The sequence below is a fragment of the Vibrio breoganii genome, assembly GCF_024346795.1.
In the GTDB taxonomy this organism is placed as follows: domain Bacteria; phylum Pseudomonadota; class Gammaproteobacteria; order Enterobacterales; family Vibrionaceae; genus Vibrio; species Vibrio breoganii.
The window spans coordinates 43,808-59,648 of the sequence record NZ_AP024864.1 but is presented as its reverse complement, the minus strand read 5'-3'; the positions used below and the strand labels follow the sequence as shown (position 1 = coordinate 59,648).

14 protein-coding genes are annotated in these 15,841 nt (G+C 45.5%); 6 read left to right on the top strand and 8 right to left on the bottom strand.

The genetic code is table 11. From position 1 onward, the window contains the following. Positions 1-3: 3 nt before the first annotated feature. From OCU35_RS00275 to trxA, 5 genes are all read right to left on the bottom strand, one after another. A complete protein-coding gene (locus OCU35_RS00275) occupies positions 4-273 on the bottom strand; it encodes a 2Fe-2S iron-sulfur cluster-binding protein (RefSeq protein WP_017027070.1) in 270 nt (89 codons plus the stop codon). Then, positions 270-2,129 (bottom strand): 4-hydroxy-3-polyprenylbenzoate decarboxylase, encoded by a 1,860-nt coding sequence (ubiD, locus tag OCU35_RS00270; protein ID WP_261825488.1) that lies wholly within the window; start codon positions 2,127-2,129, stop codon positions 270-272. Before ubiD ends, OCU35_RS00275 begins: the two co-directional genes overlap by 4 nt. Positions 2,130-2,197: 68 nt before the next feature. Further along, on the bottom strand, positions 2,198-3,163 hold the full coding sequence (locus OCU35_RS00265; protein WP_065210315.1) for a hypothetical protein: 966 nt from the start codon (positions 3,161-3,163) through the stop codon (positions 2,198-2,200). Positions 3,164-3,309: 146 nt separating this feature from the next. After that, complete coding sequence (gene rho, locus OCU35_RS00260; RefSeq protein WP_017027073.1) at positions 3,310-4,569, bottom strand: transcription termination factor Rho; 1,260 nt, start codon at positions 4,567-4,569, stop codon at positions 3,310-3,312. A gap of 216 nt (positions 4,570-4,785) precedes the next feature. Next, positions 4,786-5,112, bottom strand: coding sequence for a thioredoxin TrxA (gene trxA / locus OCU35_RS00255; RefSeq protein ID WP_017027074.1), 327 nt, complete (start codon positions 5,110-5,112; stop codon positions 4,786-4,788). 112 nt (positions 5,113-5,224) lie between these two features. On the opposite strand from trxA, the gene rhlB reads away from it, so the two are divergent. From rhlB to OCU35_RS00240, 3 genes are all read left to right on the top strand, one after another. Then, positions 5,225-6,520: an ATP-dependent RNA helicase RhlB gene (gene rhlB, locus OCU35_RS00250; protein WP_026026055.1), complete on the top strand. Its 1,296-nt coding sequence runs from the start codon at positions 5,225-5,227 to the stop codon at positions 6,518-6,520. A 23-nt stretch (positions 6,521-6,543) separates the two neighbouring features. Then, entirely contained in the window at positions 6,544-8,028 is a 1,485-nt protein-coding gene (gppA, locus tag OCU35_RS00245) for a guanosine-5'-triphosphate,3'-diphosphate diphosphatase (RefSeq protein ID WP_065210316.1), read from the top strand. An 83-nt stretch (positions 8,029-8,111) separates the two neighbouring features. Then, positions 8,112-9,086 (top strand): glycosyl transferase family protein, encoded by a 975-nt coding sequence (locus tag OCU35_RS00240; protein WP_017027077.1) that lies wholly within the window; start codon positions 8,112-8,114, stop codon positions 9,084-9,086. A gap of 52 nt (positions 9,087-9,138) precedes the next feature. Here OCU35_RS00240 and OCU35_RS00235 read toward each other — a convergent pair whose 3' ends face one another. From OCU35_RS00235 to recQ, 3 genes are all read right to left on the bottom strand, one after another. After that, positions 9,139-9,804 carry a 7-cyano-7-deazaguanine/7-aminomethyl-7-deazaguanine transporter gene (locus OCU35_RS00235; protein WP_017027078.1) on the bottom strand — a complete coding sequence of 222 codons (666 nt, stop codon included), beginning with the start codon at positions 9,802-9,804 and terminating at the stop codon, positions 9,139-9,141. A 162-nt stretch (positions 9,805-9,966) separates the two neighbouring features. Then, positions 9,967-10,269, bottom strand: a complete 303-nt coding sequence (locus OCU35_RS00230) for a DUF3630 family protein (protein ID WP_102321755.1) — start codon at positions 10,267-10,269, stop codon at positions 9,967-9,969. Then, a complete protein-coding gene (gene recQ / locus OCU35_RS00225) occupies positions 10,262-12,076 on the bottom strand; it encodes an ATP-dependent DNA helicase RecQ (protein ID WP_083188938.1) in 1,815 nt (604 codons plus the stop codon). The genes OCU35_RS00230 and recQ overlap by 8 nt, the downstream gene beginning before the upstream one ends. A 164-nt stretch (positions 12,077-12,240) precedes the next feature. Between recQ and rarD the strand changes: the two genes are divergently transcribed. The 3 genes from rarD (at position 12,241) to ggt (ending at position 15,642) form a co-directional block, all read left to right on the top strand. Beyond that, positions 12,241-13,140: an EamA family transporter RarD gene (rarD, locus tag OCU35_RS00220; protein WP_017027081.1), complete on the top strand. Its 900-nt coding sequence runs from the start codon at positions 12,241-12,243 to the stop codon at positions 13,138-13,140. After that, positions 13,137-13,790, top strand: a complete 654-nt coding sequence (locus OCU35_RS00215; RefSeq protein WP_017027082.1) for a LysE family translocator — start codon at positions 13,137-13,139, stop codon at positions 13,788-13,790. The genes rarD and OCU35_RS00215 overlap by 4 nt, the downstream gene beginning before the upstream one ends. Before the next feature lie 127 nt (positions 13,791-13,917). Continuing rightward, positions 13,918-15,642 carry a gamma-glutamyltransferase gene (gene ggt, locus OCU35_RS00210; RefSeq protein WP_082961366.1) on the top strand — a complete coding sequence of 575 codons (1,725 nt, stop codon included), beginning with the start codon at positions 13,918-13,920 and terminating at the stop codon, positions 15,640-15,642. Positions 15,643-15,841 lie beyond the last annotated feature (199 nt).

Genomic DNA, 15,841 nt, shown 5'->3' with positions numbered 1-15,841 from the left:
TCCTTACTCATCAAAAGTAAGTACTAAATCTGTGTTTGCAAACGCTTGGCAAGCAAAGACCCAGCCTTGGGCTTGCTCTTTCTCTGTTAGCATAGGTTCTAACTGATACGCTACTGTACCAGTCTTTAATCGGCATAGACACATTCCGCATGCTCCAACTTGGCATCGGTTAGGGAATGCGATGTTCTGAGATAGAGCAGCGTCCAATATGGTTTGCTGTTCCTCTATCTCAAATATTACACCACTGGGCAAAAGCTCTACCTTGTATGTCATAAGATGTTGAGCTGTTCCCAGATCTTATCAATACGAGCAACCAGCTCTTTATCTTTATGGATAGGTCTACCCCACTCCCTCGTCGCCTCGCCTTGCAACTTGTTGGTGGCATCTATACCTAATTGAGAGTGTGGCCCATCAAAAAATTGACTATCACGAGCCGGATCCATACGGGTGGTAATAGCCCAAATCACATCATTCCAATCTCTAACATTAACGTCTTGATCGCAGACAATGACAAACTTCATCTGCGTATGTTGAGAGAACTCAGCTAACACTGCATCAATGACTTCGATCCCTTGGTTAGCTTGTTGCTTATCTATGGATAGAATGGCCATCCCGCCAAAGCCCGCTTCAGTAGGTAAATAACAATCCTTTATAAATGGAAATTGCTGTTTTAGTGCGTCAAATAGCTGCTCGGCTTTTTCCTGCTGCAGAGCAGGTAAAGGTGCAGACGAACCTTCTTTAGACATGGCTAATTCTGCTGGCCATTTTATGGTCGCGTCTAGCCCCATCTTCGAGCCAAGGCCTGCAACTGGTGAAGCAAAATCAAGAGAATCTATTGGAGTGTTCTCAATCATCACTATGTCGCGTTTCGGTTGCATGTGCTCTGTCATTGCCGCGATAACTTGATTCCAATCTCGAGCATCAACACTTTCATCGCATACTAGTACATACTTGGTGTACATGAACTGACGTAAGAAAGACCACACGCCCATCATCACGCGCTTGGCATGACCCGGGTATTGCTTCTTCATGGTCACTACCGCCATGCGATAAGAACAGCCCTCTGGAGGTAGGTAAAAATCCTCTATCTCTGGAAACTGCTTTTGTAGAATAGGGACAAAGACTTCATTCAGGGCAACACCTAATACCGCAGGTTCATCTGGCGGACGTCCCGTGTAGGTACTGTGATAAATAGGGCCTTTACGCATCGTAATGTGTGTAATGGTAAACACATTATGACTTTCTACTTCATTGTAGTAACCGGTGTGGTCACCATAAGGGCCTTCATCAGCAAATTCGCTAGGGTCGATATAACCTTCTAGCACAATCTCAGCACTGGCAGGAACATCTAGCTCGTTGCTGATTGACTTAACCACTTCGGTTTTGCTGCCCCTTAACAAGCCTGCGAAGGCATACTCGGAGAGCGAATCTGGTACTGGCGTTACCGCACCTAGAATGGTTGCAGGGTCAGCACCAAAGGCTACTGAAACAGGGAATGGTTTTCCAGGGTTGGCTTCTGACCAATCTCTAAGATCGAGAGCACCACCTCGATGGGCTAACCAACGCATGATGACTTTATTCTTGCTTAGTTTTTGCTGGCGATAGATACCAAGGTTTTGTCGTTTCTGATTAGGTCCGCGAGTAACCGTTAATCCCCACGTTAATAGTGGAGCGACATCCTCGGGCCAACAACTCATAACTGGGATCTTATCTAAGTCGACGTCATCACCCTGCCAGACGATATCTTGGCAAGGCGCTTTACGAAGGCGCTTTGCCGGCATATTGAGGACTTGTTTAAAAACAGGCAGTTTATCTAGAGCATCTTTAAAGCCCTTTGGTGGCTCAGGCTCTTTAAGATAAGCCAGTAACTTGCCTACCTCTCGCAGATCGCTGACTTGTTGACGACCCATACCAAGAGCCACTCGCTTGGAGGTGCCAAATAGATTGGTTAAAACAGGCACATCATAGCCAATAGGATTTTCAAACAGTAATGCAGGACCACCAGCACGCAGGGTTCGGTCGCTGATTTCTGTCATTTCGTAGTCGGGATCAACCGGATGGGAGATGCGCTTTAATTGTCCTTCTTTCTCCAGAAGGGCAAGAAAGTCTCGCAAGTCTTTGCAGCTCATAACAATCCATTTAGCCTAAAAAGATGGGCGCAGTATAGCAAAAAGCCCATCACCTTCCGCTAACAAATTTAACGGTTAAATATTTCTGGGTACTTACTTGCCCACTGATTGAACCAGCTATTGTACCCATAGCCTTGGATGCTTTCAGTGATCACCTGTGCATCACCTTGATTGCTCATCCTGGAGACCAAAAAATCTTCCGCGGGTTGCGAGGTCGGCGCGTATTTGGCTAGCAACTGCAGACTACGCTCACTCAATGAAGGGTTTTGGCTCGCCACGATCATTTGTTGTATTGAAAAGTCACTACCGTCTTGCCCTAGTCGTTCTAGCTCTCGACTTAATGCGCTATCGGCTTTCATCTTCCACACAATATCGTAGAGTTCAGGGTTATTGGATCTCGTTGCCATTGCGACCATCAGGTCTGAACTTGGTAACCAAGATAACACGCTGTTATCGGTAATCTGCTCAACGAGATAGGCCAATCCCTCATCTGAGATCGTGTCGATGTTGTTAATCAGTAGCTTTTCTCTTTGCGATGTCAGGTCTGGATGTTCCGTTAGCCAAGCACGTAAATCGAGTTGCTCATTCTCCACACCCACGTACAACTCAATGACTTGATCGTCCAACTTCCAATCATCAATCAGGCGCTGTGCCATTATTTGATAGGAAAACGCCGGAGAAACAAAACGGAAGCCATCCCCCTGCTCCACTATTTTCAGTGACGGGGCTACCTTGCGCTGAGTGTCAACAAAGACGGCTAAATCAGAGGTATATTGGGGGGCACTTTCAGAAATAGATTTGATGGCAAGAAACCTGACTACTTCTTGCTGCGGCTGTTTAATTCGAAGCAGATTGAAATTTGCTTGATCGGATTGTTCGGATAGAGCGAGCGATACTATGCGTTGCGCACTCTCCTGAGACTGAGCATCAGATAGCATTTGCTGCTTATCTTCCACGCTAAGTTCAATGGCTTGCACTGCAAATGAGCTGCCAAGCATGGCAGATAACAACGTAGCCAATAGCTTTTTATGCATACTCTTACTCCCTGTAATACTGTATACCAGCTTAGTGATACTATGCCGTCCTAGCATAGTTTTGTCGTAATTAAAAAAACGCCACCTTAGTTAGGTGGCGTATCTTACGATAAGTTCAGTTAATGGCAAATTTCGAAAGAAATCTGCTATTGACGTCGCATAGCGTCGAAGAACTCATTGTTAGTTTTGGTCATTGCCAACTTATCAATCAGGAACTCCATCGCATCAGTCTCACCCATTGGGTGTACGATCTTACGAAGAATCCACATCTTCTGAAGTTCATCTGGCTTAGTGAGCAACTCTTCACGACGAGTACCTGAACGGTTGAAATCAATCGCAGGGAAGACACGCTTTTCAGCAATCTTACGGTTTAGGTGCAGTTCCATGTTACCTGTACCCTTAAATTCTTCGTAGATAACTTCATCCATCTTAGAACCCGTATCTACCAAAGCAGTTGCAATAATAGTTAAGCTACCGCCTTCTTCTACGTTACGAGCCGCACCGAAGAAGCGCTTAGGTCTGTGAAGTGCATTCGCATCCACACCACCTGTTAGAACCTTGCCTGAAGAAGGGATTACTGTGTTGTAAGCACGCGCTAGACGAGTGATTGAATCAAGAAGGATAACAACGTCTTTCTTGTGCTCAACTAGACGTTTCGCTTTCTCGATTACCATCTCAGCAACCTGTACGTGACGAGACGCTGGCTCATCAAACGTAGAAGCGATTACTTCGCCCTGAACCAGGCGCTGCATCTCAGTTACTTCTTCTGGACGCTCATCGATAAGCAATACCATCAACTCACACTCTGGGTGGTTGCGGGCAATACTTTGGGCGATGTTTTGCAGCAACATTGTCTTACCCGCTTTTGGCGGAGCAACGATTAAGCCACGTTGACCTTTACCGATCGGTGAAGCCAAATCTAGGATACGAGCTGTAATATCTTCAGTCGCACCGTTACCTACTTCCATTACCATACGCTCGTTAGCGTGCAGTGGAGTCAGGTTTTCAAACAAAATCTTATTACGTGCGTTATCAGGCTTATCGTGGTTAACGGTATTAACCTTAAGCAATGCAAAGTAACGCTCACCATCTTTAGGCGGGCGAATCTTACCGGCAATGCTGTCACCTGTACGCAGGTTAAAGCGACGAATCTGACTTGGCGATACATAAATGTCATCTGGGCCAGCTAGATATGAACTGTCTGAGCTGCGCAGAAAACCAAATCCGTCTTGTAGAATCTCTAGGACGCCGTCACCAAAGATATCCTCTCCGCTTTTAGCGTGCGCTTTTAGCGTAGAAAATATGATGTCCTGCTTTCTCAATCTAGCAAGATTCTCAAGACCAAGGCTCTCACCAAGTTTCACTAAGTCTGAGACAGGTCTGTTCTTCAGCTCTGTTAGATTCATAGTGGTCGATTTTTCGGTGGTCTTTGTATTAGATTTAGTAGTCAAAATAGGATCTGTATGTGTTAGTTAGAGAGATTTGGTCTCAGGATCGACCAAGAAAAGGAAAATTGTATGATTTACGTGCAATAAACTAGCACTAAAAACAAGCCTAGTCTAGCTTCTAGAAAAAACAAAACCGTGCATTAAAAAATACACGGTTAATTTGTTTTTCTCATTTTAGATATTTGCGTCTAGGAACTCTTTAAGCTGAGTCTTTGAAAGCGCACCTACCTTGGTTGCCGCTACATTGCCGTCTTTAAACAACAGTAATGTTGGGATACCACGAATGCCATATTTTGGTGGCGTTGCTGGGTTGTGATCGATATTTAGCTTACCAATAGTAAGTTTACCAGCGTACTCTTCTGAGATTTCATTCAAAATAGGGGCAATCATTTTACATGGACCACACCATTCTGCCCAGAAATCTACCAGCACAGGGCCTGCAGCTTTTATTACATCACTTTCAAAACCGTCGTCAGAAAGCTGCAAAATCTTATCGCTCATCTTTAGCTCCAAATCAATTTTCTGATGCCGATCCGATGATTATCGGCAATTAGATTGCCTATTGGAATGGATTTCCTTTCTTAATGCAAGCGTAAGCTGATATTCTATGCTCATGAAAAAGACACACATCACAGAGCAAAAATTCGCCGACTTCGATTTGCACCCAGATATTATCACTGGATTGCAAACAAAAGGATTTGAGTATTGTACTCCGATTCAAGCGTTAGCGCTGCCAGTACTGCTCACTGGCCAAGACATTGCGGGGCAAGCTCAGACGGGTACTGGTAAAACATTAGCCTTTCTAACCGCTACTTTCGATTACCTACTTAAAAACCCTGCCGATGAGTCTCGAGCAGTGAACCAACCGCGCGCCATTATTATGGCACCAACGCGTGAGTTGGCTATTCAGATCCATCGTGATGCTGAAGCTTTGATTGCAAGCACCGGCCTTAAAGCTGCGCTTGCATATGGTGGTGAAAGCTACGACAAGCAGCTGAATGAGCTACAACAAGGTGTTGATATCTTGATCGGCACTACTGGTCGTATCATCGATTTCTTCAAGCAGAAAGCTTTTAACCTTAATCATATCCAAGCTGTTGTTCTTGACGAAGCTGACCGTATGTTTGACCTGGGTTTCATTAAAGACATTCGCTTTTTGTTCCGTCGTATGCCAGAGCCAAAAGATCGTCTTAACATGCTTTTCTCTGCAACCCTTTCTTACCGAGTGCAAGAACTTGCGTTCGAACACATGAACAATCCTGAGCATGTGGAAGTAGAACCAGAGCGTCGCACCAACGTCCGTATCGAAGAAGAGCTGTTCCACCCTTCAAATGAAGATAAGATCGCTCTGCTTATGACCTTGATTGAGCAAGATTGGCCTGAAAAAGCGATCATTTTTGCCAATACAAAATACAAATGTGAGCAAGTCTGGGGTTACCTAGCAGCCGATGAGCACCGTGTGGGTCTTTTAACAGGTGACATTCCGCAGAAAAAACGCGAACGAATTCTAGAGCAATTTACTACAGGCGAATTAGACTTCTTGGTTGCGACTGATGTTGCTGCACGTGGTCTACACATTCCACTGGTTACGCACGTATTTAACTACGACCTACCAGATGACGCTGAAGATTATGTTCACCGTATTGGCCGTACAGGACGTGCTGGTGAAAGCGGTCATTCAATCAGTTTTGCTTGTGAAGAGTATGCAGTTAACCTACCTGCAATCGAAGAATACATCGATCACTCAATTCCAGCATCAGACTATGACCCTGAAGCTTTGATTCAAGAGTTGCCGAGACCAATTCGTCTTCAACGCTCACCAAACACCCGTCGTCAAAGTGGTGGAAAACCTCAAGGTCGCAATAATAATCAGCGACGCAGCAGACCATCTAGGCCACATAACAGATAATCAGGAAACAGCTAATTTAGGTTATGACAGACTCATCTCCTCTTTATGCCGCCATTGACCTTGGCTCGAATAGCTTCCATATGCTTGTTGTAAAGCACGTACATGGAAGCGTTCGCACTATGGCGAAGATTAAGCGCAAGGTTCGCCTCGCTGCTGGTTTAGACAGTAGCAACGCGTTAAGTCAGGAAGCAATGCAAAGAGGATGGGACTGTTTGTCTCTATTTGCTGAACGCTTACAAGACATCCCTGAACAAAACATTCGTATTGTCGGAACCGCCACGCTTCGTGTCGCAACCAATATTGATGAGTTCTTGAATAAAGCCAATCAGATTCTGGGTAAAGATATTCAGGTTATCTCTGGGAATGAAGAAGCTGCCACTATATATAAAGGGGTTGCTCACACCTCTGGTGGTAAAGGTAAGCGTCTCGTTGTTGATATTGGTGGCGCCAGTACCGAACTGATTATCGGTGAAGGCTTTGACGCTAAGGTACTTAACAGCCTGCAAATGGGCTGCGTAACTTGGTTAGAGCAACACTTCAACGACCGACAGCTCACCGCTGACAATTTCCACCGCGCCATTGAGGCCGCCAAGCAAACTCTAAGCCCGGTTCTGAATGAATATACAGAGCTAGGTTGGGACTTGTGTGTAGGGGCTAGCGGAACCGTTCAAGCACTGCAAGAGATAATGCTAGCGCAAGGCATGGACGAAGTGATTACTCACTCCAAGTTAAAGCGCCTACAGAAACAAGCCATGCGAGCTCATGCCTTAGAAGAGCTTGAGATCGAAGGTCTCACCCTTGAGCGAGCCCTTGTCTTCCCTAGTGGTCTTTCTATTTTACTGGCCATTTTTGAGCTTTTAGACATTGATGAAATGACTCTTGCCGGCGGCGCGCTTCGCGAAGGCATGGTCTATGAAATGATCACCGAACTGCATCAAGAAGACATCCGTCAGCGAACCTTAACCAGCGTTCAACAGCGCTTTCAGCTCGATCAAGACTATGCACAGCAGGTTGCCGAGACCGCAAATAAGCTAGTCAATCAATGTGGTAGTGAGTTTCTGCCTGAGCCTGTCGCAATAGAATTGCTACAAGCCGCTGCTCAGTTACATGAAATTGGACTGACTATCGATTTTAAAAAGGCAGGTCAACATAATGCCTACCTACTGCAACACCTTGATTTACCGGGTTATACGCGAGCACAGAAAAATCTACTTGCCGACGTTACGCTACGCTATAAGGATGCTTTGTCCTCTTTACCTGAGCAGCAGGCCGTCAGTAAACAAAGCGCAGAAAACATCTTAAGAATTCTACGCTTGTCAGTGCTACTTACCCATAGGCGCAATGTGAATCTGCAGCCCTCAGTGGAACTGCAAGCGACAAGTAAACAACTTTGTTTATCCATTGATGCAAGTTGGTGTAACGCCAATCCATTGACCGTTGCTGAACTAGAGATTGAAGCCAATCGGCAGTCAGACCAAAACTGGCCTTTGCAAATCAAGCAGATATAATTTATCTAGCCCAGTTTATCCAACTGGGCTTTTTTACAGACAAATATTTTGAAAACAAAATCGAAGCAAGGAGAGCTTGAGAAATGAGCATTATATTGGAGTGCATCCGCTGTGTTGGCCGAGGAGAGCGTGGTCGTAAACCTCTCTCATTTGATCAAGCCTTTACGGTGATGGATCAATATCTTGACGGTCAGATCGACGATGATCAAATGGCGATGTTGATGATGCTCATTCGAGTTAACAATGAGACAGCTGCAGAGATTGCCGGCTTTACCAAGGCCTTCCACCAGCGATTACCAAAAATCGAAGTCGATATTGATTGGCCTTGTTATGCAGGAAAGAAAAGCAAACAAGATATCAATGGCAATCAACAATCCCTGCCCTGGAATCTGATCGCCGCCTCTATTCTCGCAGACGAGGGTTATAAGGTGCTGATCCATGGTCATCTTGATACAGGATCAGACCGCGTGCATAGCCAACACTATTTGCAGCCATTGAATATCGAAACGGCGCGCGATATTGAGCATGCTACTTCACTACTGCAATCTTCAAACATCGCTTACTTGCCTCTATCCCACTTTGCTCCTATCGCAGAGAAGATGCTTGATTGGAAGAAGCGCTACGGCTTGAGAACTCCGATAAATACTGTAGTGAGAGGATTAAACCCTGGTAGCGCAAAGTATGGCGTTAGAGGCAGCTTCCACCCAGGCTTTCAGGAATTGCATGCGGAGATCGAAACAAACATAGGTCACTCGAACTGCTCTATTGCCTCCTTTAAAGGAGTATCCGGTGAGTCTGAGTACAATCCAAAGGTAAGCCAGACAATTTGGACAAGTGATAGTAAGGGCTTACATTCGCACTACTGGAAAGAGATGTACAACGAACAAATCGTCAGCCCAAAACAGTGCCCTCTTGGCACGATAGAGGCTGACAAGGTTCAGATGGCTAACCACGTGGTAGCGTCTATTGCCGTGTTACTCTTTACCAAACTAAAAGATAAGCAATTATCCGACCAAGAAGCCTACCGCTTATGGACGCAGTTCTGTACCAAGTACTAACACTCAGTATAAAAAAAAGAGCTCCCTAGGGAGCTCTTTTTTTTGCGATATTCTATGCCTGTGCAGCGATTCTTTGGTCTGATTCGGTCGTCAGTTTTCGAATCAAGTAATTGAGCAAGACACCGTACATAGGAACAAACAAGCCCAAGCTAATTACAAGCTTAAACACATAGTCCACTAGCGCTATCTCTTGCCAGTGTTGCGCCATAAACGCATCAGGGCTGTTATAGAAAGCGATGCTAAAGAAAGCTAAGGTATCTAATGCATTACCAAATAAAGTGGAGCACGTTGGGGCAATCCACCATTGCTTCATTTGACGCAGGCGATTAAATACATGCACGTCCAAGATTTGTCCTAGCAAGTAAGCCATGAATGAAGCAATAGCGATTCTGGCCACGAACAGGTTGAACTCTCCAAGCGGAGCAAAACCTTGAAACTGCCCTTCAAAGAATACTACCGAGAGAAAATAGGACACTACTAGCGAAGGCAGCATTACCAAGAAGATAATTCTACGTGCAAGTGCAGCACCAAAGATGCGAACGGTCAGGTCTGTTGCCAAAAAGATAAATGGAAACGTAAACGCGCCCCAAGTGGTGTGAAAACCAAAAACGGTAAATGGCAGTTGAACGAGATAGTTGCTCGAGGCAATGATGATCAGGTGGAATGACGCTAAAAAGAAAAGCGCTTTTCGCAGTTGCGATGGATTAAAACGGTTCATATTGTACCTTTTTAGTAGATGGGGGCGAGGGAACCCATTCGAAGCAAGTCGCTTCATCTCAAAATTTAAAGCCCACCAAAATGGCGGGCTCGGAATTATACATAACGATTCAGATTGTGCAATACATGAACAGCACTATGGTTTCATGTGAAACCTTTCTAACTAAATACCCTTTGCTACCAGTCCAGCGAGGTATTGCAGTTCTTCTTCCGATTGGCCAGCAGATAGCGCCTCCAACCACATGGATTCACTATAGTGTTCCGCGCGCAGCATTAACTGACAACCTTCGAAGTCAATCAACCAAGAGTGAAGGTCAGCATCTTGCTGCTTTTCCAATACTGTGGCACTGATAAGGTCGATAAATTGCTGTCCAACTGAAGGAAAGTCATCATGATCAAACGATGGCGTGACCAAGGAAAGGCGACCTTTTTGTGAGTCAAAATGACGAAGAGTAAAACTAGACACCAGTAATGTGCTCCTGAATTAGATCGAGAAAGGCATCAGCGTATTTATCGAGTTTGCGTTGCCCCACTCCATTTACGGCCAGCATTTCGCCATACGAAGTAGGCAGGATATCAGCCATATCAATCAAGGTAGCGTCATTAAACACTACATAAGGAGGTAAGCCTTCCTCATCAGCTACGCGCTTACGAAGATTACGTAATTTTGCAAACAGCTTCTTATCGTAGTGTTTGCTTGGGGTCTTGTCGGATTTGGCAGAAACCGTGAGATCCAGCCTAGGCACAGCAAGCTCTAATTCCATATCGCCACGTAATAACGGTCTGGCTTCTTCTGTCAGCTGCAAGGTTGAGTTTCGAGCAATGTTTTGAGTCAGCATGCCTTTATGTACCAATTGACGCATAACACTCACCCAGTAGTCATGGCTATTATCACGACCTATACCATAAGTCGTTAGCTTGTCATGTCCGTTCTCGCGAATACGTATGTTCTGCATACCGCGAAGCACTTCTGTCACATACCCCATACCAAAGGACTGATTAACACGATACACACAAGAGAGCGCCTTTCGTGCAGCCTCTGTACCATCAAAGGTCTTCGGTGGGTCGATACAGATATCGCAGTTACCACACGCTTTCTCACGATACTCACCAAAATAATGCAGCAGGACTTGTCGACGGCAGGTTTGTGCTTCAGCAAAGGCACTCATTGCGTTTAACTTGTGCATCTCGACTTTTTTCTGCTGTTCATCCTCTTTTTCATCAAGCATGCGTCGCAACCAGTTGATGTCGGATGGGTCATACAAGGTCATCGCTTCAGCGGGCAAGCCATCTCGCCCTGCTCGACCGGTTTCCTGATAGTAGGACTCAATGTTTCTTGGGATATCAAAGTGCACAACAAAGCGCACATTCGGTTTATTGATCCCCATACCAAAGGCTACGGTGGCGACAACGATCTGAATATCATCTTTTTGAAACGCTTCTTGTACGTAGCCGCGTTCATCAGGATCCATTCCCGCATGATAGCCCATGGCTCGAATGCCGTTATTGCAGAGTTTTTCCGTCACCATTTCGACTTTCTTGCGACTGCCGCAATAAATGATGCCGCACTGACCTTTTTGAGTGGCGAGATAGCGAATCACTTGAGCAACTGGCTTGGCTTTTTCTACCAAGGTATAGCGAATATTGGGTCTATCAAAGCTGCCTAGGTAGCAAAGAGGGTCATCGAGTTGCAGTCGGCCGTTAATATCAAGTCGTGTCGTATCATCTGCAGTAGCAGTCAACGCCATAAAGGGTACGTGGCTAAATTGCTGCTTTAACTGACCCAAAGATGCGTATTCAGGCCTAAAGTCATGCCCCCACTGAGAGATACAGTGCGCTTCATCAATGGCGATAAGGTTAATCTCTAAGTGCTGTAAACGCTCCATAAACTCATGCATGAGCACACGTTCTGGCGATACATAGATCAACTTTATTTTGCCTTGATGCATACGGTTATACACCGACAACAACTCCTCACGAGTCATGCTTGAGTTGATACACTCGGCAGCCACACCATTGGCTTTCAATTGGTCAACTTGGTCCTTCATCAATGAGATAAGCGGTGATATCACCAAGCCCATTCCAGAAGCCACCAGCATAGGCACTTGGTAACACATAGACTTACCACCACCGGTAGGCATGATAACCAAAGAGTCCTTTCCAGAGAGTGCAGCATCCACCACCTGTTGTTGGCCGTCGCGAAATTCCTGATAGCCAAACACATCCTCTAGCACGCGCTGCGGTGTTATTTGAGTATCGGATTCCTCAATCATAGACAAATGGGTGGACATGTAGGATGTATTACCTGTGAGTAGTGGATGATGAGTCAGCGCTACATTGTAAAGGGGATGATCTAGGATGCAAACCGCATTTTGCTGGCTCTTAGAGAGCACGCTCTCTATACTCTGCTGTTTTCCGAACAGTATCTTGAGAATCTATGGATAACCCAGCTCAACAACGCACTCGACAAGGTGTCATCTTCGCCATAATGGCATACACCATGTGGGGAATTGCGCCTATATATTTCAAAGCGTTATCTTCGGTTCCTGCCATTGAAATACTGATGCACCGAATCATTTGGTCCTTCTTTTTACTGGCTGGTCTGATCCACTTTGGACAAGGGTGGCGTTCCTTTCAAGAAATATTAAAAAGTAAAACCAAGCTCGTTTATTTGATCACCACCTCTCTTTTAATCGGAGTGAACTGGCTTATTTTTATCTGGGCCGTCAACAGCAATCATATGCTAGAGGCAAGTCTCGGTTATTACATAAACCCTATCATCAATGTCATGCTTGGGATGGTGTTTCTGAGCGAACGATTAAGACCGGTACAGTGGATCGCTGTTGCTCTGGCATTCTGTGGCGTTGCTATTGAGCTGATTGCCTTTGGCTCTATTCCTTACATCTCGTTTGCATTGGCCTGCAGCTTTGGTGGCTATGGGTTGTTAAGAAAGAAGGTAAACCTTGATGCCCAAACAGGTTTGTTCGTTGAAACCCTGCTGTTACTGCCACTGGCTGTCATTTATTGGGCCTTCTTTACCCATAGTGATACCTCCAACATGTTTAACAACAGCTGGGATTTAAACACACTACTCTTGCTCGCAGGAGCGATAACCACCGCACCACTACTTTGCTTTACCGGCGCGGCGACTCGTATCAAGCTATCGACTTTAGGCTTCTTCCAATACATAGGTCCAAGCCTGATGTTCATCTTGGCGATCACCGTCTACGGTGAGCACTTTAGTATCAATAAAGCCGTGACCTTCTTATTCATTTGGACGGCTTTGGTGGTGTTTAGCTTCGATGGAATCAAAAACGCTAGGAGCAATAGAAAGTGAACGAAGTTAATGTGTTACTGACTCTGGCTAGCGTACATTTTATTGCCTTAATGAGCCCAGGCCCTGATTTTGCTTTAGTGGTACAGAATTCAACACGCTACGGAAGACAAACGGGCATCGCTATTGCGTTTGGTCTTTCTATTGGCATTCTTATTCACTCAATCCTCAGCCTAACAGGGATTAGCTACCTCGTTCATTCACACCCAACGCTGTTTCTTGTGCTTCAGCTTATGGGAGGTAGCTACCTGGCTTACCTAGGATTAACGGGTATAACGTCGATAATCCAAAGTATTCGAAAGCCTGCGGTAGACAAAAAACCGGGTAAGGATTTTACCCTCAATAGCAAAAAGCAAGCCTTCACTCGAGGCTTGACCACCAACCTATTGAACCCTAAAGCCTTAGTATTCTTCGTCAGCTTGATGTCGACATTGGTCCCTGCAAGCATGTCTGTAGAAGGCAAAGTCGCGGCATTAATCATCCTTTGGAGCCTGTCGCTGTTTTGGTTCGCGCTATTGGCTTGGGCTTTATCGACAAAAAGACTGCAGCAAGTGCTCGCTCGCGTTGCCATCTATATCGATATCATTTGTTGTTTGCTGTTTTCCGTCTTAGGTACAGCCATTCTTTGGCAAGCGATCACTCAACTCCTATAACTTCTCTCTCAAAGTGTTCGTTTTTGTTTGAAAAATCACAATTAAATGCCACGCTTTCAGTACTTTACTGTAGCAGCGTGGCAACCTAATGATTCTTCGAGCACTATCCCTACTCACTCTAACCTGCATGGCATCTTCAACGGTCATCGCCAATCAAGCCAGCGATGCGGTCGCACCTGAAACCCCTACCGGTTGGGAAACTAAGAAAGCCCAACAAAGCAAAGAGTGGATGGTTACAGCTGCAAACCCCATCGCTAGCCAGTATGCAGCCCAAGTGCTCAATGATGGCGGTAATGCGGTCGATGCCATGGTGGTAACACAATTAGTGCTAGGATTAGTTGAACCCCAATCATCAGGAATTGGCGGTGGCGCTTTCCTCGTATACTGGGATGGTGAGAAAAAAAACCTCACCACTTTCGATGCTCGTGAGACCGCCCCTCTAGCCGTCAAGCCTGAACACTTTATTGGCGAGGATGGCCAACCATTAAAATTCTACGATGCAGTCGTAAGTGGTCTGTCAGTGGGCACACCGGGTGCGATAAAGCTATTGTGGGAAATGCACCAAAAGCATGGCAGCGTCAAATGGCCAAGGCTGATTGAACCCGTAATAGAATTGGCAGAGCAAGGGTTTACCATTAGCCCTCGATTAGCCAGTTTAATAGAAAGAGATAAACAACATCTCTCCATTGATGCCAACAGCAAGGCCTACTTCCTCAATGCAGATGGCAGCGCTAAACAAGCCGGTGAAGTACTGATTAATCAGGCGTATGCCGATACGTTAAGGCTTTTGGCCACCTATGGTGAAAATGCTTTTTACCAAGGCGATATCGCCAATGATATTGTTACAGCAGTCGCCAATCACCCCAAACACACAGGGGTGCTAGCAAAGAAAGACCTTGCCAGATATGAAGTCATAGAACGAACCCCAATCTGCGTGGACTATCTAGAATACGATGTTTGCGGTATGGGTCCCCCTAGCTCGGGAGGGATTGCCGTCGGTCAAATACTCAAACTCTCCGAGCAATTCCCACTGCATGAGTGGGGATCAAGCAGCGCAAATAGCTACAAAGTCATCGGTGATGCAACCCAATTGGCCTTTGCAGATAGAGCCAAATACCTAGCCGATAGTGATTTTGTGTCTGTACCCTCTCAAGGGCTCATCAATGAGGACTACCTTAAACAGCGCGCAGAAATGATAAACCTCAAAGCGCCTCTAAAATCAGTCAGTGCTGGGTCTCCTCCTTGGGAGATCGCCCTTAACTACGCCAATGACCAATCCATAGAGCTTCCTTCGACAACTCACTTTAATATTGTTGATGCCGAAGGAAATGTGGTCAGTTTAACCAGCAGTGTAGAAAACGTTTTTGGTTCTCGAATCATGGTCAGAGGGTTCTTACTCAACAACCAGATGACCGATTTTTCCTTTAAACATCATCAAGATGGTCAGATCATCGCTAATCACATTGCGCCAGGAAAAAGACCGCGCTCTTCCATGTCACCAACCATAGTCCTGAAAAATGACTCTCCTTATTTATCCATTGGTTCACCTGGCGGTAGCTACATCATTGGGTATGTTGCACAAGCGCTCATCGCTCACCTAACTTGGCAGTTACCTTTAGAGGAGGTGGTTCAATTGCCCCACATCTCCAATCGATTCGGCACAGTTGAATTTGAGCAAGACACTAGCGCACAGCAGTATGAGCAACAGTTTAAAAAATGGGGTTACAAAACCAAATTGAAGCCTCTCAATTCAGGCCTACACATCATTAAAATTGAGCGAGATTTGACCGGCGCGGCCGATCCAAGGCGAGAAGGTGTCGCTATTGGAGAAAATCAGATGGTAAGACAATAACGACATCCGCCCGAAATTTGTAAGAGATCTCTCACAAAGATGTGCGCGATCGAAGTTAAAATATATCGGAATTAGACCAAGATGACACTAAGCCATTGATTTATATAGAGCTAGATTGTGATTTGTTGTTACGATTAAAATCTTTTTTCTGTCACCCCATTGAGCAAAAATGAAAAAAGCATAATATGACAAGGGTCGG